General features: G+C 71.1%; 16 protein-coding genes. 4 read left to right on the forward strand and 12 right to left on the reverse strand.

Annotated elements, in window-relative coordinates:
- Nucleotides 1-280: 280 nt before the first annotated feature.
- Together IEX47_RS14265 and IEX47_RS14270 are read right to left on the reverse strand one after the other, a co-directional pair.
- Nucleotides 281-1,642, reverse strand: coding sequence for a C39 family peptidase (locus IEX47_RS14265; protein WP_188784681.1), 1,362 nt, complete (start codon nt 1,640-1,642; stop codon nt 281-283).
- A 26-nt stretch (nt 1,643-1,668) separates the two neighbouring features.
- Nucleotides 1,669-3,276, reverse strand: a complete 1,608-nt coding sequence (locus IEX47_RS14270) for a molybdopterin-dependent oxidoreductase (protein WP_188784682.1) — start codon at nt 3,274-3,276, stop codon at nt 1,669-1,671.
- A 41-nt stretch (nt 3,277-3,317) separates the two neighbouring features.
- Here IEX47_RS14270 and ispF point away from each other — a divergent pair, with 41 nt between their 5' ends.
- Nucleotides 3,318-3,782, forward strand: a complete 465-nt coding sequence (gene ispF, locus IEX47_RS14275; protein WP_373289233.1) for a 2-C-methyl-D-erythritol 2,4-cyclodiphosphate synthase — start codon at nt 3,318-3,320, stop codon at nt 3,780-3,782.
- Between the two features lie 4 nt (nt 3,783-3,786).
- On the opposite strand, the gene IEX47_RS14280 is transcribed toward ispF, so the two are convergent.
- The 9 genes from IEX47_RS14280 to IEX47_RS14320 form a co-directional block, all read right to left on the reverse strand.
- Complete coding sequence (locus IEX47_RS14280) at nt 3,787-4,479, reverse strand: sirohydrochlorin chelatase (protein WP_188784684.1); 693 nt, start codon at nt 4,477-4,479, stop codon at nt 3,787-3,789.
- On the reverse strand, nt 4,476-5,621 hold the full coding sequence (locus IEX47_RS14285) for a uroporphyrinogen-III synthase (protein WP_229662894.1): 1,146 nt from the start codon (nt 5,619-5,621) through the stop codon (nt 4,476-4,478). Before IEX47_RS14285 ends, IEX47_RS14280 begins: the two co-directional genes overlap by 4 nt.
- On the reverse strand, nt 5,618-5,986 hold the full coding sequence (nirD, locus tag IEX47_RS14290; protein ID WP_188784685.1) for a nitrite reductase small subunit NirD: 369 nt from the start codon (nt 5,984-5,986) through the stop codon (nt 5,618-5,620). Before nirD ends, IEX47_RS14285 begins: the two co-directional genes overlap by 4 nt.
- On the reverse strand, nt 5,983-8,571 hold the full coding sequence (nirB, locus tag IEX47_RS14295; RefSeq protein ID WP_188784686.1) for a nitrite reductase large subunit NirB: 2,589 nt from the start codon (nt 8,569-8,571) through the stop codon (nt 5,983-5,985). Before nirB ends, nirD begins: the two co-directional genes overlap by 4 nt.
- Nucleotides 8,572-8,803: 232 nt before the next feature.
- Entirely contained in the window at nt 8,804-10,210 is a 1,407-nt protein-coding gene (locus IEX47_RS14300; RefSeq protein WP_188784687.1) for an FAD-dependent oxidoreductase, read from the reverse strand.
- Entirely contained in the window at nt 10,207-12,300 is a 2,094-nt protein-coding gene (locus tag IEX47_RS14305; RefSeq protein WP_188784688.1) for a molybdopterin oxidoreductase family protein, read from the reverse strand. Before IEX47_RS14305 ends, IEX47_RS14300 begins: the two co-directional genes overlap by 4 nt.
- Nucleotides 12,301-12,338: 38 nt before the next feature.
- Nucleotides 12,339-13,835, reverse strand: a complete 1,497-nt coding sequence (locus IEX47_RS14310) for an MFS transporter (RefSeq protein ID WP_188784689.1) — start codon at nt 13,833-13,835, stop codon at nt 12,339-12,341.
- 189 nt (nt 13,836-14,024) lie between these two features.
- The gene (locus tag IEX47_RS14315) at nt 14,025-15,599 is read right to left on the reverse strand and encodes an MFS transporter (protein WP_229662895.1); all 1,575 of its coding nucleotides are present in this window, start codon (nt 15,597-15,599) and stop codon (nt 14,025-14,027) included.
- 411 nt (nt 15,600-16,010) lie between these two features.
- A complete protein-coding gene (locus IEX47_RS14320; protein WP_188784691.1) occupies nt 16,011-16,496 on the reverse strand; it encodes a CarD family transcriptional regulator in 486 nt (161 codons plus the stop codon).
- A 246-nt stretch (nt 16,497-16,742) separates the two neighbouring features.
- Between IEX47_RS14320 and IEX47_RS14325 the strand changes: the two genes are divergently transcribed.
- From IEX47_RS14325 to IEX47_RS14335, 3 genes are read left to right on the forward strand one after another with little or no spacing between them, the layout of a single operon-like run.
- A complete protein-coding gene (locus tag IEX47_RS14325) occupies nt 16,743-17,546 on the forward strand; it encodes a UbiA prenyltransferase family protein (RefSeq protein WP_188784692.1) in 804 nt (267 codons plus the stop codon).
- A gap of 45 nt (nt 17,547-17,591) precedes the next feature.
- Nucleotides 17,592-18,203 carry a hypothetical protein gene (locus IEX47_RS14330; RefSeq protein ID WP_188784693.1) on the forward strand — a complete coding sequence of 204 codons (612 nt, stop codon included), beginning with the start codon at nt 17,592-17,594 and terminating at the stop codon, nt 18,201-18,203.
- Nucleotides 18,203-18,940: a phosphoglyceromutase gene (locus tag IEX47_RS14335; RefSeq protein ID WP_188784694.1), complete on the forward strand. Its 738-nt coding sequence runs from the start codon at nt 18,203-18,205 to the stop codon at nt 18,938-18,940. Before IEX47_RS14330 ends, IEX47_RS14335 begins: the two co-directional genes overlap by 1 nt.
- A gap of 75 nt (nt 18,941-19,015) precedes the next feature.
- Here the strand turns inward: IEX47_RS14335 and phoU are convergent, their stop codons facing one another.
- Nucleotides 19,016-19,657 (reverse strand): phosphate signaling complex protein PhoU, encoded by a 642-nt coding sequence (phoU, locus tag IEX47_RS14340; RefSeq protein ID WP_188784695.1) that lies wholly within the window; start codon nt 19,655-19,657, stop codon nt 19,016-19,018.
- Nucleotides 19,658-19,773 lie beyond the last annotated feature (116 nt).

Below are 19,773 nucleotides of genomic sequence, written 5' to 3' on the forward strand. Positions count from 1 at the left end.
CGCCGAGCTGTCGCCCGGCTTAAGGTTCGCGCTCCGCTCGCTGGCGCTCGCTCCGGCTCAATGCGCCGGGCGACAGCCCGGCTCCGGCCCGCCGCCCGTCACCGCGGGCACCCACGACGGAAGCTCCGTGCCAGCATCTGGTGCGGAGTTTCCGCGTTGTGGAGGCTGAAGACTTCTCGTCACATGCTGACGAAAGCCTTCACCGTCTTGCCCGCCTCGTGGCGAAGCGACGCGTCGGCGCCGTTCGGCGCGCTAATTGGCGACGCCTCGGCCGGCGAGCTCAGCTCAGGCCGTAGCCGGTCGGGAAGGTGTGGGCGGCGTCGCGGACGGCGTAGACCAGGCCGTGGGACTTCCGCTGCCAGGCGGCCTCGAACTCGCTCCGCTTGTAGGTGCGCCGGACGGTGGAGTCGCTCGAGGCGGCCGGGTCGTTGACGATGACGTTGCCGGCGGAGGTGAAGCCCGAGATCACGACGAGGTGGCCGGCGGTGCTGCTGATGGGGGCCCCGGTGAGCTGGCCCGACGAGAACGAGATCGACGCAACCAGCGGGATCCCGCGGGCGATGAAGCGCTCCGCGTCACGCAACGAGGCGAGTCGGGTGACGGCGGCGCGGGCGGCGCGGCTGCCGGCGTAGCCGGTGTTGAACGGCCAGTTGCCGGCGCCGTCGTAGGTGAAGTCGAAGACGCGGCGGGCGACCTCGTCGACCCACGGGTCGGCGTAGGCGTCGTCGACCCAGGCGTACTCGGCCGCGGTCGGGCGGACGCCGTAGTAGGCGAGCACCATCGACAGGGAGGTCGGCGAGCACCAGGCCTGGCCGCCGCCGCCGTACTCGGGGTACTGGCCGCGGTGCGTCATCTGGGAGTACGCCGGCACGGCGAGCGACTTCGCGCCCAGCAGCGGGGCGGAGGTCGCCGGCAGCGACGAGGCGAGCTGCGAGGCGACCGCACCCAGCGCGCGGACCGCGGGCGTCGCCGTGGTGCCGACCCGGCGCGCGACCCGCACCTTGAGCGTGTACGCCGAGAAGGTCACCCCCGACGCGGCCTTCAGGGTGTCGGTGGCGACCGTCGAGAGGCCGTCGGCCTGGCTGCCGGAGGCGCTGCTGCGGAAGGCGGCGAAGTTGAGGGTGGTCCAGCGGCCGAAGTTCTGCCAGGACGTGAGCCTGCCGTCGGTGGTCCGGGCGCGCACCTGGACGGAGAGGTAGGTGCCCTTGGGCGTCGTGGCGTTCCACGACGGAACCAGCTCGGTGAAGCCGTGGCCGGGCGTCACCCACGGGGCCTGCCAAGCGCCGTAGTCGAAGGTCTTGTCGTCGACCACGACCGTGCCCGCCGGGGTGCCGATGCTCAGCACGCCGCTGGTCGCGCGGCTGCCGTTGAAGGTGCCGGCGTCCCAGCCCACCTGACTGGCGGTCTCGCGGTAGGTGTTGCGGGCGGGTGTGGTCGCGGCGAGCGTCGCCCGGGCCGGGCCCTCGTGCCGGGCCCCGGCGCGCGGGCCGGCCACCGCCGCCTCGGAGGCGGCGCGATGCGCGGCCACGCCGTCGAGCATCGCGACGTAGGCGATCAGGCCGGCCATCACCGTGATCACGAGGGCGAAGCGCAGCCGCAGCCCGTCGAGTCGCGGGTCGAGCAGCAGCCGTTGCAGTCGCACGTCCTGACGATAGCGACGCGCAGGGCTCAACCGACGCTGAATCGCCGCGTGTGCCAGCCGGTCGCACCCGCCGGGACCACGTCGCGCTCGACGCCCGTCTGCACGGAGCCGTCGTCGCCGACGGCGCGCACCCGGACCTCGTGGTCCCCCGCCGCGAGGCTCTCCGTCGCGGACCACTGCACCCACGTGTCGCGGTTGGGACCCCCGTCGGCACGGAGAGCGGTGCCCGCGGTCTCCGCGCGGAGCCACGGGCCACCGTCGACGGCGTACTCCACGGCGGCGATGCCGGTGTGCTGGGCCCAGGCGACGCCCGCGAGGCGCACCTCGCCGGCCTCGAGCTCCTCCCCCTCGCGGGGCACGTCGACGCGCGAGCTGATCTGCAGCGGCGCCTGCTCGGCCCACCCCAGCTCCGTCCAGTACGCCGAGATCCGGTCGAAGCGGGTCACCTCGAGCGACACCACCCACTTGCACGCCGAGACGTAGCCGTAGAGCCCCGGCACGACGACGCGCGCCGGGAAGCCGTGCTCGATCGGCAGGGCCTCGCCGTTCATCGCGAAGGCGACCATCGCCTGCCGGCCGTCGGTCAGCGCCTCGAGCGGGGTGCCGCAGGTCCACCCGTCCTCGGAGGTCTGCAGGACCGCGTCGGCCCCGGGCTTCACCCCGGCCTCGGCCAGCAGCGGAGCGATGCGCACGCCGCTCCAGCGGGCGTTGCCGATCAGGTCGCCGCCGACCGGGTTGGAGACGCAGTTGAGGGTGATCCAGTCCTCGGTGACCTCCTGGTCGAGGAGGTCCTGGTAGGTCATCACGACCTCGCGCTCGACCATGCCGTGGATCCGCAGCCTCCACGCCGCGGGGTCGATGGCGGGCTTCGTGAAGGCGGTGTCGATCCGGTAGAAGGCGGCGTTGGGGGTCTGCCACGGCGCGACCCCGTCGACGCCGACCGAGACGCCCTTCGGCACGCGCGCGGGCGTGACCGGCAGGTTGAGCAGCCGCCGGGCCTGCTCCACGCGACGGCGCCCGTGACCCAGCAGCGGACCGAGGACGGCGGTGGCTCCGGCCATGGCGGCGACCAGGCCGGTGCGCACCAGCACCGAGCGGCGCGTCGGCCGGTCGAGCTCGCCCAGGGCGGGGTCGCCGAGGGAGGGGTCGCCGTGGACCGGGTCGCCGTGGACCGGGTCACCGACCCCGGCGCCCGCCGCGCGGGCCCGGTCGAACGGCTCGGTGAGCAACGCCAGGGCGACGATCCAGGTGACCACGCCGAGCGCCACCGGCACGGCGTCGTCGGGCGCGGAGTCGTCACGGGTGAGCGCCGCGACGGCAGCGATGCCGCCGAGGGCGGCGTACAGCGGCAGGGGCGCCCACCACGCGCTGGCCGCGAGCCGGCCGGCGGCGAAGAGCAGCGCGACCGTCAGCACGGCGATGATCAGGCCGAGGACGAACTTGTCCGACGTGCCGAAGCGCTCGATGAACCAGTGCGAGAACGAGCCCGGCGTCAGGTCGATGACCAGCTCGGCCACCGCGTCGAACGGCGTCAGCCGGCGTCCGAGGAACTGGGCCGATCCGTAGGCCACGCCGAAGCCGGCGGCACCGGCGACGAGGCCCGCGGTGCCCCAGCGAAGTCGGACGGTGCTCACACCCCCATCGTCGCATCCGCGATGATCGTGCCGTGACCAGCATTCCCCGCATCGGCATCGGCACCGACGTCCACCGCTTCGCCGAGGGCGTGCCGATGATGCTCGCCGGCCTCCACTGGCCCGACGAGCCCGCGGGCCTCGAGGGTCACTCCGACGCTGACGTCGCCTGCCACGCCGCCTGCGACGCGCTCCTGTCGGCCGCGGGCCTCGGCGACCTCGGCAGCAACTTCGGCACCGCCGAGCCGGAGTGGGCCGGCGCCGCGGGCACCGCCCTCCTGGCCGAGACCGTACGCCGGGTGCGCGCCGCCGGCTTCACCGTCGGCAACGTCGCCGTGCAGGTCGTCGGCAACCGCCCCCGCATGGGTGCGCGCAAGGCCGAGGCCGAGCAGGTGCTGGCCGAGGTGGTCGGCGCCCCGGTCTCGATCTCGGCGACCACGACCGACGGCCTGGGCCTGACCGGCCGCGGCGAGGGCCTGGCCGCGATCGCGACCGCCCTCGTCTACTGAGCCGTCAGGCGGCGAGGCGCAGCGCGCCGAGCGCCTCGCGGTAGCGGAGAGCCACCAGCTCGGCGATCTCGGCGTCGGCGCCGAGCACGTCGGAGACCCAGCGGGCACCGGCATCGGTCGCGAGCGTCGCGGCCTTGCGCGAGAAGAACCCCGGCGACAGCAGGTACGTCGACACCGCGACGTCGCCGTAAAGCGACGCCTCGGCGACCGCGTCCTCGATGGAGCGGCCGGCACCGGAGACGGTCGCGACGAGCACGGGCCCGCCCCAGACGGCCGCGAGGTGACGCTGCGCGAGCGCGAGGTCGGGCACCGCGTCGGGGTCGTTGGAGCCGGCAGCGACCATGACGACCGGGCCGCCGGGGCGTGCGCCGGCCTCCAGCAGCCGGCGCCGCTGCACGCCTGCCAGCACGGGGTCCGGACCGAGCGGGCGCGTGAGTGCCGCCGGACCGCGCGAGCCGTGCACGGCAGCCGGGATGTCGACCTTCACGTGGAAGCCGGTCGACAGCAGCAGGGGCACCACGACGGTCGGCTCGGAGGACCCGGCCAGCACGTCGTTGACGATCGGCGCGCACAGCTCGACGTACGACGTGGTGGCGGGGGCGCCGAGCAGCGCCGAGGCCTGCGCGGTCAGGTCGGCCGCGATCGCGTTGCCGGCGGTGAGGCGCGTGCCGTGGGCGACGGTGACGAGCCTGCTCATGCGTCGACCACCAGTCGGTAGCCGCGCTTGACGACGGTCTGCACGAGCCGCGTGCCGATGGCGGCACGGAGCCGCGCGACGGCCATCTCGACGGCGTGCTCCGAGGAGGCCTGGCCGGTCGGGAGGCAGGCCAGCAGGTCGCGCCGGGAGACCACGTGGCCGGGGTTGACGACGAGCGCGTGGAGGACGGCGAGCGGCGCCGGCGAGAGCCGGACGTCGATGCCGTCGACGAGGATCACGTCGCCGTGGAGGAGCAGGGTGTGGCCCGCGACCTCGAGAGCGGTGCCCTCGCGGCGGGACGGGAGCTCGGTCTCGAGCAGCTTCACCATGGCGGCGAGCCGGTTGCGTTCGGGCTGCACGGTGGGCACCCCCCACATCTCGAAGGCAGCAGCGGTGACCGGGCCGACGCAGGTCGCGACGACGTCGGCCTGGAAGGCCGCGAGGACCTCCTCGCGGCGACCCACGACACCGGCCATCTCCATGAACGCCCCGACGGCGGGCGCCGAGGTGAAGGTGACGGCGTCGAGCTTGCGGTCGGCGACGTGGTCGACCATGCGGAACACGGGCTCCGGGTCGCCGGCGCCCTCGATCCGGTAGATCGTCACGACGTGGACGTCGGCGCCCTGGCGCCGGAGCGCGTGCGCGACGTTGTTGAGCGACTGGCCGTGCTCCTGGACGACGATGCGCCGGCCGGTGAGGTCACGCCCACGCAGGTGCGCCAGCACGTCCTCGAACGTCTCCGACTCCGGCGACCACAGCTCGCGCAGGCCGTGCGAGCGCAGGGCGCCGACGGACTTCGGGCCGCGGGCCAGGATCTCGGCGTCGCCGAGCGCGGAGAGCAGCAGGTCCTGCAGGCCCCACGACTCCGCGGCGGTGAACCAGGAGCGGAGGCCGATGCCGGTGGTCGCGACGAAGATGTCGACCGGTCCACCGAGCACCTCGAGGGTGGCCTGGCGCAGCGCCTCCTCGTCGATCGCGTAGGGCTCGATCGACAGGACAGGGGCCGTCTCGACGACGGCACCGCGGCGTTCGAGCAGCGCCACCTGCTCCTCGACCTTGCGGGCAGCGGTGACGCCGATGCGGTAGCCGTCGAGCGGGCGGAGCCCCTCCTCGACGGGAGCTTCGGCGAGCATCGTGGTCATCCCCTCTTCGGGTGCTTCAGCCTCGGTCCGACCAGCACGACACCATCCTCCACCTTGACCTCGTACGACGGGATGCTGACGCCCTCGTCGTCGAGGCAGGCGCCGGTGCGGAGGTCGAACGCCTGCTTGTAGACCGGGGAGGCCACGAACGGCGTCTCGCCGCGCGTGCCCACGATGCCGCGGGCGATCACGCTGGACTTGGAGAACGGGTCGTAGTTGCCCAGCGCGAACACCTGGTCGTCGTACGTCCGGAAGACGGCGACGGCCTGGCCGTGGACGAGGGCCGTCGCGCCGCGCTCGACCTCGAGCTGGTCGAGACGGCAGACGGGGATGAAGCCGCCGGAGACGGTCGTGGTGCTGGTCACTGGGGCGCTCCAACCGGGATGGACGAACCGAGGGAGACGGGCTCGTCGAAGTTGACGGGGCGGATCTGGCCACGGTCCTCGGTGAACGAGATGTTCGGGTCCGGGGTGCCCGGGGCGTTGATGAACGAGACGAAGCGCGCGAGCTTCTCGGGGTCCTCGAGGGTCGCCTTCCACTCGTCGAAGTACGAGTCGATGTGCTGGGCCATCTCGGCCTCCAGCTCGGCACCCAGGCCCAGGGCGTCGTCGACGACGATCTCCTTGACCCGCACGATGCCGCCGTCCAGCGAGTCCATCCAGGTCGACGTCCGCTGCAGGCGGTCGGCGGTGCGGATGTAGTACATGAGGAAGCGGTCGAGGTACTTCATCAGCGTCGCGGAGTCGACGTCCGACGCGAGCAGCTGGGCGTGGGCCGGGATGGCGCCGCCGTTGCCGCCGACGTACAGGTTCCAGCCCTTCTCCGTCGCGATGACGCCGAAGTCCTTGCCGCGCGCCTCGGCGCACTCGCGGGCGCAGCCGGAGACGCCGCCCTTGAGCTTGTGCGGCGAGCGCAGGCCGCGGTAGCGCAGCTCGAGCTCGATCGCCATGGCGACGGACTCCTGGACGCCATAGCGGCACCACTCGGAGCCGACGCAGGACTTCACCGTGCGCAGCGACTTGCCGTAGGCGTGGCCGGACTCGAAGCCGGCCTCCACGAGGCGCTTCCAGATGTCGGGGAGCTGCTCGACGCGGGCACCGAACATGTCGATGCGCTGGCCGCCGGTGATCTTCGTGTAGAGGCCGAAGTCGCGGGCGACCTCGCCGATGACGATCAGCTTCTCAGGCGTGATCTCCCCGCCGGGGATGCGAGGGACGACGGAGTACGTGCCGTTCTTCTGCAGGTTGGCGAGGTAGGCGTCGTTCGTGTCCTGGAGCGAGCCGACCGTCTTCTTGTCGAGGACGTGGCCGTTGAACTGGCTGGCCAGGATCGAGGCGATGGCCGGCTTGCAGATGTCGCAGCCACGGCCGGTGCCGTGGGCGGCGACCACCGCGTCGAAGCTGGCGAGCTTGCCGATCTTGATCAGGTCGAAGAGCTCCTGGCGGGAGTGGTCGAAGTGCTCGCAGATCGCCTTCGAGACGGCCTTGCCCGCCTTCTCCATCTCCTCGGTCAGGAGGTTCTTGAGGATGTTGGTGCAGGAGCCGCAGACGGTGCCCGCCTTCGTGCACTGCTTGATCGCCGGGACGTCGGTGAGCTCCTCGTCGTGGATCGCCTTGCAGATCTCACCCTTGGTGACGTTCATGCAGGAGCAGACCTGCGCCTCGTCGGGCATGCCGATCTGGGCGGTGCCACGCGACGCGGGGAGGATCAGGTCCTCGGGGTTCTCCGGCAGCGCCATGCCGCTGGAGACCATCGGCCGCAGGATGCCGTACGACGAGGCGTCACCCACGAGGATTCCGCCGAGGAGCTGGGTGCAGTCCTCGCTGATGACCAGCTTCTTGTAGATGCCGGCGACCGCGTCGGAGTAGACCAGCTCGAGCGAGCCCTCGGTGGTCGCGAACGCGTCACCGAAGGAGGCGACGTCGACGCCCATGAGCTTGAGCTTGGTGGACATGTCGGCGCCGAGGAACTCGCCGGCGCCACCGAGCAGGTGGTCGGCGGCGACCTCGGCCATGGAGTAACCGGGGGCGACCAGACCGTACATCCGGCCACCGGGGGCCGCGCACTCGCCGATCGCGTAGATCGACTCGTCGGAGGTCTGCATGTTCGGGGAGACCAGGATGCCGCCGCGCTCGGCGACCTCGAGGCCGCAGTCGCGGGCCAGCTGGTCGCGCGGGCGGATGCCGGCGGAGAAGATGACGATGTCGACGGGGAGGACCTCGTCGTTGTCCTTGAACTTGAGGCCGGAGACCTTGCCGTCGGTGTTGCCCTCGGCGTCCTCGTCGACGAGCTCTGCGTCGGTGTACCCCTCGATGTATTCGGTCATGACGCCCGTGTGGACGGTGAGGCCGAGCCTCTCGATGTGACGCTTCAGCGTCGCGCCACCGGCGTCGTCCACCTGGACGGCCATGAGGCGGGGGGCGAGCTCGACGACGTGCGTCTCGACCTCGAGCTGGTGCAGCGCGTTGGCGGCCTCGAGACCGAGCAGACCGCCACCGATGACGACGCCGGCCTTGGCGGTCTTCGCCGCCTCCTCGATCGCCTGGAGGTCTTCGATCGTGCGGTAGACGAAGACGTTCTGCAGGTCCTTGCCCGGCACCGGCGGCACGAACGGCGCGGCACCCGTGGCGAGCACGAGCACGTCGTACGCCTGGGTGGTGCCGTCGGAGAGCGCGACCGTCTTGGCGTCGCGGTCGATCGCGGTGACCTGGGTGTTGAGCACGACCTTCGCCCGCGGGTCCTCGTACTGCCCGCCGGGCAGGAAGGAGAGGGCGTCGGCGCCGACCTCGTAGTACGACGTGAGGGCAACGCGGTCGTACGCCTCGCGCGGCTCCTCGCCGTAGACGATGACGTCGTAGCGCTCGGTGAGGCCACGCTCGATGGCGGCCTGGACGAAGCGGTGACCGACCATGCCGTGACCGGCGACAACAAGGGTCTTGCGAGTGCTCATGGGGACCTGCCTTTCAGCTCGGTCCCTACGCTAAGCAGGCAGTGTGGCCCCGGAGTTTCCGAATGTTTCGGTGAGGAAACAGATGCCTCACCCTCCGGCCCGAATGTTTCAGGCAGCGCGTTCCCCCGCTCAGCGCACCCACGGGACGAGGCGCGGCTCACACGGGGCCGACACGGTCCTCACCCGGGGCCCACGCCGCTGACGCGCGCTGCCCGGGCGACCGCTCGTCGCGTCAGACGGGGGTGCGCGCCGCCTCGATGAGCTCGCGCACGACCGAGCCGCAGCCGCCGCAGCCCGTGGTGGCGCGGGTCTTCTCCTTGGCCTCCGCGAAGGTCCGGCAGGAGCGGATCCGCCCGGCGCTGACGCCCGCGCACGCGCAGACCTCGGCGTCGTCGGGAAGCAGGATGGAGCTGTCGCCCTCGGGCCGGTCGGCCATCAGCAGCTCGCCCGGCTCGGCGTCGGCCAGGATCGTGCGCCGGTCGAAGAGCTGGGTGATCAGGCCGATGCGCGACAGGTCGCCGATCAGGGTTCCGGCGACGATGACGTTGCCGTCGACCACCAGCTTGCGGTGCGTGCCGACGATCGGGTTGGTCACCTCGACGACGTCACCCTCGGTGTGCTCGGGGTCGCCCAGGACGGCGACGTCGAGGCCCGTGGCACGCAGCCGTGCGACCGAGCGGGAGCCTTCGTACTTCACGTCCTCGCCGGTCAGGTGCGCGGCGAGCAGGCCCGCCTGCTCCCACGCGGGCGGCACGAAGCCGGTCACCTTGCCGGCGTGCTCGGCGCAGTCTCCGATCGCGAAGATCGCGTCGTCGTCGACCGACTCGAGACGGTCGCCGACGACGACGCCACGGCGTACGGTCAGGCCGGCACGGCGGGCCAGGGCGGTCGACGGGCGGCCGCCGGCGGTGAGCACGACGAGGTCGGTCTCGAGCATGAAGCCGTTGTCGAGCTTCAGGCCCTCCTCCGTCAGGCGTACGGCGCGGGCGCCGGTGTAGACCTCGGTGCCGAGCTTCTTGAGGTGGCGCTTGAGGACGGTGCCGCCACGACGGTCGACCTGCTGCGACAGCAGGTGCTCGGTGCCCTCGACGACCTCGGTGGTGACGCCGCGGACGCTGAGCGCACGCGCGACCTGGAGGCCGAGCAGGCCACCGCCGACGACGACGGCACGCGAGCCCTCGGGCAACGCGTCGACGGCCTCGATCAGCCGCTCGCAGTCGGCGAGGCTGCGGAAGGCGTGGACCTTGGGGTGGAGCGCGCCGTCGAGCTGCACGAGGCCGCGGATCGGGGGCAGCGTCGGGATGGCGCCGGTCGCGAGGACCAGCTTGTCGAACTCGATCTTGGTGCCGTCGACCAGCATCACGTCGCGCAGCTCGCGCTCGATCTCGAGCACGCGCGCACCCGTGCGCAGGTCGATGCCCTGCGCGGCGTACCACTCCGGCTGGCGCAGCGTGAGCGCGTCGATCGGGTGCGTGCCCTCGAGCACGGCCGACAGCAGGATCCGGTTGTACGCCGGGTGGTCCTCGTCGCCGAGCACGGTGATGTCACCGTCGTAGCGGCGCGCCACGAGCTCCTCGACCAGCCGGGTCGTCGCCATGCCGTTGCCGACGATGACCAGACGCTCTCGCTTGTTGCTCATGCCGTTGCCGCACCTTCCGCCGCAGTGATCCGGGCTGCGCAGACCTTGAACTCCGGCATCCGGGAGTAGGGGTCGAGCGCGTCGTTGGTCAGCTTGTTGGCACCCACCCAGTGGAACGGCACGAAGACCGTGTCGGGCCGGATGGTGGTGACAACCCTGACCGGGGCCACCATGACACCACGTCGCGTCTCGAGCGTCACCGACATGCCCTCGACGTAGCCGGCGCGTCGCGCCAGCGTCGGGTGCATCTCGATGAAGGCGCCGTCGTCGGGCAGGTCCTTGACCCGGCGGGTCTGGGCGCCCGACTGGTACTGCGCGAGCACGCGGCCCGTGGTGAGGAAGAGGGGGTACTCCGCGTCGGGGACCTCGGCCGGGCCGTGGTGCTCGACGGCGATGAACTTCGCCCGCCTGTCGGGGGTGAAGAAACGGTCGGCGAAGAGCCGCTCGGTGCCGACCGTGCCGTCGGCGTTGACCTGGCCGGCGGGTGCGGGCCAGAAGACGCCCTTCTGCTCGCGGACCAGGTCGTAGGTGATGCCGGAGTAGTCGGCCTTGCCGCCCGCGCTGGCGCGGCCGAGCTCGGCGAAGATCTCCTCCGGCTCGGTGGAGAAGGCGACCGGCGACTTGAGCCGCTCGGCGAGGCCGCTGATCAGGTCGAGGTCGCTGCGGACGCCCGCCGGCGGCGTGACCGCCTGGTGGCGCAGGATCACGCGACCCTCGAGGTTGGTCATCGTGCCGGTCTCCTCGGCCCACTGCGTGACCGGGAAGATCACGTCGGCGCGCGCCGCCGTCTCGCTCATCACCATGTCGGCGACGACGAGCAGGTCGAGCGCATCGAGCCGCTCCCCCACGTGGTTGGCGTTGGGGGCGCTGACGATGATGTTGGAGCCGAAGACCAGCAGCGCCTTGGGCCCGTCCTCCTGGCCGAGCGCGTCGAGCAGCTCGTACGCCGAGCGGCCCTTGCCGGGGATCGACGCAGGGTCGACACCCCACACGCCGGCGACGTGCTCGCGCGCGGCCGGGTCGTCGATCATCCGGTAGCCGGGCAGCTGGTCAGCCTTCTGGCCGTGCTCGCGACCGCCCTGGCCGTTGCCCTGGCCGGTGAGGCAGCCGTAGCCGGCGTACTGCTTGCCGGGCATGCCGAGCGCGAGGGCGATGTTGATCCAGGCCACGACGGTGTCGGCGCCCTGCGCCTGCTGCTCCGCGCCGCGGGCGGTGAGGATGGTGACCTTCTCCGCGGTGCCGAGGAGCTCGGCGAGCTCGCGGAGCTCGGGGGCCGTGATGCCGGTGACGCGCTCGCCGCGCTCGGGCCACCAGGCCATGACGGAGGCCTTGACGTCGTCCCAGCCGGTGGTGCGCGCGGCGACGTACTCCTCGTCGACGTGGCCGTTGCCGATGATCAGGTGGAGCAGCGTCTGCGCGAGGGCCAGGTCGGAGCCCGGGGTCGGCTGCAGCACGACGTCGGCCTTGTCGGCGGTCGAGGTGCGGCGCGGGTCGATGACGACGACCTTGCCGCCGTTCTCGCGGAGCTTGACGAGGTGGCGCGCGGCGGGCGGCATCGTCTCGGCGAGGTTGGAGCCGACCAGGACCAGCACGTCGGTCTGCTCGATGTCGGCGAGCGGGAACGGCAGGCCGCGGTCGACGCCGAAGGCACGGATGCCGGCGTTGGCCGCGGAGCTCATGCACCAGCGGCCGTTGTAGTCGATCTGGCTCGTGCCCACGGCGACGCGGGCGAACTTGCCGAGCTGGTAGGCCTTCTCGTTGGTCAGCCCGCCGCCACCGAAGATGCCGATCGAGTCCGGCCCGTGATCGTCACGGAGCTCGGTGAGCCGGCCGGCGACGAAGTCGAGCGCCTCGTCCCACGGCACCGCCCGGTACTCCCCCGTCGCGTCGTCCTTGATCAGCGGCGTGGTGATCCGCTCCGGGTGCTTGAGCAGCTGCGCGGACGTGAAGCCCTTGCGGCACATGGCGCCCTGGTTGACCGGGAACTCCGGCCACTCCGAGACTTCGACGGTGCCCCCACGAGTGGCCGGTCCGGACAGCCGCATGCCGCACTGCAGGGAGCAGTAGGGGCAGTGGGTGGTGGTGCTCATGGGATCTCCTCGACGGGCAGCGGGCAGGCCCGACTGTGTCAGATGCGGGCGTGGGCCAGGCTCGGAATGCGGTCGGTGAAGAGGTGCTTGCGCGTGAACTCGAACCACGTCAGGCCCAGGCAGAAGACGTAGTAGCCGGCGAAGACGACGAACGCCGTGCGCACCGCGGCGAACGGGTCCGCCACCCACGGCGCACCGAACGCCATCGGGATCAGGAAGCCACCGAGGGCACCGACGGCACCGGCGATGCCGATGACGGCGCTCGCCTCCTTCGTCGCGCGGACGACACCGGCCTCGTGCTCCTCGGACGTCTCCGCGTCAGCGGTGTGCTTGTGCCGCCAGATCAGCGGGATCATCCGGTACGTCGACCCGTTGCCGACGCCCGTCGCGGCGAAGATGAAGGTGAAGCTCAGCAGGAACCACACGAAGAGGTGCTCGTTGCCGAGCGCCACCGCGGGGTCCTTGGCCGGGTTGGGCGTGACCTGGGCGAGCGTCGCGAGGACGCCCAGCGTGCCGAGGATCATCGCACCGAAGGCCCACAGCGTGACCCGCGCGCCACCGAACCGGTCGGCGAGCCAGCCGCCGACCGGGCGGAAGAGCGCACCGACCAGGGCGCCGATGAAGGCGAAGTACGCGAAGTGGATGCCGGTGACCTGGCCCGTCTCGGGGTGGATCACCGCGAAGTTGAGCCGGATCAACAGCGGCATGGCGGCGGCGTACCCGATGAAGGAGCCGAAGGTGCCGATGTAGAGCAGCGCCATCACCCAGGTGTGCCGGTGGCCGAAGAGGGCGAGCACCGCCTTGGGGCTCGACTTCGCCGCGCGCAGGTTGTTCATGAACCGGAAGGCGCAGAGCGCCGAGACGGCGGCGAGCGCGGCGTAGAGGTAGGCCGCGGCCTGCAGGTGGAGGTGCCCACCCTTGACCAGGCCGAAGAGGCCGCCGGCGCCGACGACCATCGGCACGAAGAACTGCATGACCGCGCCGCCGAGGTTGCCGCCGGCGGCGTTGAGGCCCAGCGCGAGGCCCTTGGCCGAGGCGGGGTAGAAGAAGTTGATGTTCGCCATCGAGGAGGCGAAGCCGCCGCCACCGAGGCCGACGAGGAGCGCGATCCCCACGAAGACGGCGTACGGCGTCTCGGGCCGCTGCACGAAGAAGGCGAAAGAGAGCGTCGGCAGGAGCAGCAGCGAGGTCTTCACCGTCGCCCAGTTGCGACCGCCGAAGCGCCCCAGGAGGAACGTGTAGGGCAGGCGGAGCAGCGCGCCGACGAGGTTCGGCAGCGCAACCAGGAGGAAGAGCTGGGAGGTCGAGAAGTCGAAGCCCGCGAACGGGAGGTAGGCCGCGAGGACCGAGAAGAGGAGCCAGACCGAGAAGCCGACGTGCTCGGCGAAGATCGAGCAGAGCAGGTTGCGGCGGGCGACCGCGCGGCCGACACCCTCCCAGTAGGCGTCGTCCTCCGGGTGCCACTCGTCGATCCAGGTGCCGCCGGCGGGCGCGGTGGCGGGGACGTGCGGTGGTGCAACAAGCGTGGGGGTCATCGAGCCAGCTCCTCGAGTCGGGTATCGCTGTTCACGCTAGGTGTGCCGGATTTCGCCGCCGTTCCCCCATGTTTCGGGCAGGTGACAACCTTTTCCCACCCGCCCAAAGGTGCCGTACGCCGCCGGGGAGCTGGGCCCGGCGGCGTACGGCGTCTGGGGTGGCTCGGCGAGCGAGCCGGTGGAGGCAGGTCAGATGTCGGCGTGGCCGAGCGAGCTGCCGCCCTTGCGGATGTAGTTGAACCAGGTGACGACCAGGCACACCGCGTAGAAGGCGGTGAAGATCAGGAACGCCGTCTTGCAGGCCGCGACCGGGTCGGTGACCCACGGCGAGCCGAACGTGATCGGGATCAGGAAGCCACCGATGGCACCGATGGCGCCGGCGATGCCGATGACACCCGAGGCCTGCTTCGTCGCCCTGAGCAGCGCCACGTGACGCTCCGGCGTGCCCTCCTCGGTCGCCTCGACCGCGTGGTGCTTCTGGATGAGCGGGATCATCCGGTACGTCGAGCCGTTGCCGATGCCGGTGGCGGCGAAGACGAAGAGGAAGAAGCCGAGGAAGAGCGCGAAGTGGTGCTTGTTCTCGTTGACCGCCGCGACCACGGCCGGCTTGTAGCCCGGGAAGGTGCTCGGGTCGGCGACCCAGCCGGCGAGCACGTCAGCCGGCGGGACCGGGACGGGCGTGAGCTGCGTGAGCGACCAGAAGATGCCGAGCGTGCCGAGGATCATCGCGACGAACGTGTAGAGCGTGACCTTCGCGCCACCGAACTTGTCGGCCAGGATGCCGCCCACGGGGCGGGCGACGGAGCCGACGAGCGCGCCGAGGAACGCGTAGTAGACGAAGTTGATGCCGAGCGGCTCGGCGGTCGGGACCGGCTGGCGGAAGAAGTTGATCTTGATCAGCAGGGGCATCGCGGCCGAGTAGCCGATGAACGAGCCGAAGGTGCCGATGTAGAGGAACGACATCACCCAGGTGTGCTTCTGCTTCAGGACCGGGAGGAGGTCCTTCGGCGACGACTTGGCCTCACGCAGGTTGTTCATGAAGAAGAACGCGGCACCGGCGGCGATGACCGCCAGGGCGATGTAGAGGAAGCCGGCGTACTCGAGGTGGACGTCCGGGACCTTCTTGCCGTCGACCATCTTGGTGGCCAGCTTGAAGAGGCCGAAAGCGCCGCCCGCGCCGACGATGATCGGCAGGAAGAACTGGATGATCGCGACGCCGATGTTGCCGCCGGCGGCGTTGAGACCGAGGGCCTTGCCCTTCTCCGCAGCCGGGTAGAAGAAGTTGATGTTGGCCATCGAGGAGGCGAAGTTGCCGCCACCGAAGCCGGCCGTCGCGGCGATCAGCATGAACGCCCAGAACGGGGTGTCGGGGTTCTGCACCGCGACCACGTAGAGGACCGTCGGGATCAGCAGCAGGAGCGCGCTGACCACGGTCCAGTTGCGGCCGCCGAACTTGCCCACGGCGAACGTGTAGGGGATCCGGATCAGCGAGCCGACGAGGTTCGGCACGGCGACCAGGAAGAAGAGCTGCTGCGGCGTGAAGACGAAGCCCTGCTTGGCGAGCAGGGCAGCGCTGACGCTCCACAGCAGCCAGACCGAGAAGCCGAGGTGCTCGGCGAAGATCGACCAGAGGAGGTTGCGCTTGGCGATGGCCTTGCCGCCGCCCTCCCAGAACGCCGCGTCCTCGGGACGCCAGTCCTCGATCCAGGTGCCGCCCTTGGCGGTCACGGTGGCGCTCTGGGCGCCGGTGTCGGTGATCGTCACTGCAGTTCTCCTTGCGGAATGCCCCTGGCGTACGCCGCGTCGGCGCTGACGTCGCGTGGACCAGGGGTCGGACCTGCCGATGGTTGCCATCGGATGCGAGGAGCGTCGCAACCGGACATTGCGAATCAATTCACAAAGGTCCTGCGCGGCGTCAACATGAACGCACCGCCTCACGGCCCGTGCGTGACGATCGGGTTGCGCGGTGTTTCGGCGAGGAAAACGCCCCGTCACCGCAGCGCCATCTGCCGCGGCCGCGCGCGTGAGCGGCGTACGCCGGAGGGTGTGAGGTCGTGCGATCGGGGCGGCGACGGCCCGGCGCCGCGGCGGCGAGGTGCCGGAAATGCCGAAGGCCCCCGGCAAGAGCCGGGGGCCTTCGAACGCTCAGCTGTTGATGCGCTCAGTGGAGCGGGATCAGGACGCGAGCACCTCGTCGAGCAGGGCCTCGGCCTTGTCCTCGTTGGTGTTCTCGCAGAGCGCGAGCTCGGAGACGAGGATCTGGCGCGCCTTGGCCAGCATCCGCTTCTCGCCGGCCGACAGGCCGCGGTCGCGCTCACGGCGCCACAGGTCGCGGACGACCTCGGACACCTTCATGACGTCGCCGGAGTGCAGCTTCTCCAGGTTGGCCTTGTAGCGGCGCGACCAGTTGGTCGGCTCCTCGACGTGGGCCGCACGCAGGATGCCGAAGACCCGGTCCAGGCCTTCCTTGTCCACGACGTCGCGCACGCCGACCAGGTCCAGGTTGCACGCGGGAACACGGACCACGAGGTCCTGCTGCGCCACGATGCGGAGAACCAGGTACTGCCGCTCTTCACCCTTGATGGTGCGGTACTCGATGTCCTCGATGACGGCCGCCCCGTGATTCGGGTAGACAACCGTTTCGCCGACGGTGAAAGTCATATGTCAGGTACCCCTTCCTAGGTGACTAGTCTAACACGTGTCGCGAGCACCCCTTTCGTGTGTTTGTGCAGGTCAGGACGGCAATGAAGGCTTGACAGATCTGTGACCCCTGTGGTGGGACCCCGGTTCCGAACAGGTGTGCGGTTCGGCCGGACGGTTATCGGTTCCGGACGCGATGTCCCCCGATCGGCCGGTCCGGCGTGACGGAGCCCACCGGGAGGGCCTCGTCGGTGAATACTGGGCCGCATGTCCGCCAAGTCGATCCGGCTCCCCCGCAAGCGCACCGCCTCCGCCCGGCCCGGCCCCGCCGTACGCCGGCTGCGGCTGCCTGCGCGCGCCGACCTCGCCCGCAGCCTCCCGGTCAGCCTCTTCCGGGCCAGCCACCCGCGGCAGGCCGCCCTGACCGCGCTCTTCGTCGCGGTGGGCGCGGCGATCGACGGCCGCCCCCTCGCGCAGGTCGCGCTCGTGCTGGCCACGGTGCTGACCGGCCAGGTGATCCTCGGCTGGCACAACGACCTCATCGACGTGCAGCGCGACCGCCGCCACGGCTTCCCGGGCAAGCCGATCGCCCAGGGCGTCGTCGACCACGGCACCGTGTGGTTCGCCCTCACGATCGCGGTGCTCCTCGTCGTACCCCTGTCGGTGGCCAACGGCGTGATCGCCGGCGCGACCCACCTCTTCATCCTGGGCATCGCAATGCTGACCAACTCCGGCGTGCTGCGCCGGACCCGGTTCTCCTTCGTGCCGTGGATGCTCAGCTTCGCGCTCTGGCCCGCCTTCCTGTCGTACGGCGGCGCGCACGGCACCGAGGGCGGCGACCCGCCCGGCATCCTCATCACGATCCTCGCCGCGCTGCTCGGCCTGGGCGTCCACGTGCTCGTCGCACTGCCCGGCCTGGTCGCCGACAACGCCGACGGAATCCGCCACTTCCCGCTCCTGCTGGCCCTCCGCACGGGCGCTCCGAGGCTGCTGCTCGTGGCCGGTGTGTGGACGGGGCTGCTCGGAGTGGGCATTCTCATCACGGGCGCGACCCTCGGCGTGGCCCGCTGACGCTACTCTTAGCCCGCACTGACGACTTTGACGAAGGCCTCATAGATGCTGATCAGCAACCGGACCGCGCGCCTCCTCGGCGCCGGCGCGCTCCTTCTCGCCGCCCCGGCGCTCGCCTCCTGCACGGAGCAGGCGACCGACCACATCTACACGCCGGCCGCCGGCACGAACCACCGCGACGCCGCGGTCGACGTGCTCGACGCCGTGATCGTGGCCAACGACGACCAGCCGGGCAAGGGCACCCTCGTGTTCACGGTCGTCAACAACAAGGTCGACGCCGTGGGCTCCACGAAGGACGTCACCGACAAGCTCACCGGTGTCTCCGGCGACGTCACGGGCATGCTCAAGAAGCCCGTCGCGATCGCGCCGGGTGGCCACGTCACCCTGGCGACCAGCACGGTCGACATCCCCAACGGTGTCGGCGGCATCCCGGTGACCGGCAACTTCTCGCTCGGTGACGTCGTCGACGTCGAGTTCGACTTCGCCAACGCCGGCGCGGTGACGCTCGGCGTCCCGGTCGTCCACAACTCCGAGGGCGGCCAGTGGGCCGGGCAGAACGGCGCCCCCGACGCGGCTGTGCCGATGCACGGCGAGACCGTCGAGGAGATGCAGAAGAACAGCCACGAGTCGAGCTCCACCGAGGGCGACGGCAACTGATGACGTACACGCTCGTCCTGCTCCGCCACGGCGAGAGCGAGTGGAACGCGCTCAACCTCTCCACGGGCTGGGTCGACGTCAACCTGACCGACAAGGGTCGCGCCGAGGCCGTCAACGGCGGCACGCTGCTCAAGGAGGCCGGCGTCCTCCCGGACATCGTCCACACCTCGCTGCTGCGCCGCGCGATCAACACCGCCAACCTCGCGCTCGACACCGCCGACCGCCACTGGATCCCGGTCAAGCGCGACTGGCGGCTCAACGAGCGCCACTACGGCGCCCTGCAGGGCAAGAACAAGAAGGAGACCCTGCAGAAGTTCGGCGAGGAGCAGTTCCAGCTGTGGCGCCGTTCGTACGACGTCCCGCCGCCGGAGCTCGACGACAGCTCGGAGTTCTCGCAGGCCGACGACGTCCGCTACGCCGACATCGACGTCCCGCGCACCGAGTGCCTCAAGGACGTCGTCGAGCGTCTGGTCCCCTACTGGGAGGGCGAGATCGTGCCCGACCTCAAGGCCGGCAAGACCGTCCTCGTCACCGCCCACGGCAACTCGCTGCGCGCGCTGGTGAAGCACCTCGACGGCATCTCCGACGAGGACATCGCCGCGCTCAACATCCCGACCGCGCAGCCGCTGGTCTACCGCCTCGACGAGTCGCTCACGCCGCTCGTCGCCGGTGGTGAGTACCTCGACCCCGAGGCTGCTGCCGCCGCTGCCGCCGCGGTCGCCAACCAGGGTCGCTGACCCACCCGCCGTACGCCGAAGGGCCCCTCTCCCACCGCGGGAGAGGGGCCCTTCGCCGTGGGTGCGGGCGGCGGGTCAGGGGCGCTCGCCGGTGACGACGTACGCGACGCGTTTGGCGACGGAGACCGCGTGGTCGCCGATCCGCTCGTAGTAGCGGCTGATCAGGGCGAGGTCGATGACAGCCTCGACGCCGTGGCGGCCGTCGCCGTCCACGAGCGCCGTGAGGGTGCGGGCGCGCAGCTCGTCCATCTCGTCGTCGAGGGCGCCGAGGGCGACCAGCCCGGCGACGTCGCGCCCGGCGATGATCTCGCCACAGCTGCCCATCATCTCGACGGCGATCTCCGCCATGCGCGCCACGACGGGCGCGAGGTCGTCGGGCACGGCGTGGCCGGGCACCCGCATGCGGGCGACCTTGGCGACGTGGGTGGCCAGGTCACCGGCACGCTCGAGCTCGGTGCCCATGCGGAGCGCGGCGACGACCGTGCGCAGGTCACCGGCGACCGGCTGCTGCAGCGACAGGATGCGGAAGCACTTCTCCTCCGTGCGGTCGCGGCGCGCGTCGATGTCGGCATCGCCGCTGATCACGCCCTCGGCAAGCGGGCCGTCCGCGTTGACGAGGGCCTCGGTGGCACGGCGTACGGCGGTCTGGACAGAGGCGGCGAGACCAGCGAGGTCGTCGAAGACGACGTCGAGCTGCTCGGAGAAGTGGTGGCGCATCCGGCCACCGTAGGGAAGCCGGGTGACGACTTGGGGCCGACCGGTGAACGGCCGGCGAATTCTTGCCGGGAGGCGTCCAGACGGGCAACACAGGATGACGGAGTGCGTACGATCGC

It is taken from the genome of Nocardioides phosphati (assembly GCF_014646375.1).
GTDB lineage: Bacteria > Actinomycetota > Actinomycetes > Propionibacteriales > Nocardioidaceae > Nocardioides > Nocardioides phosphati.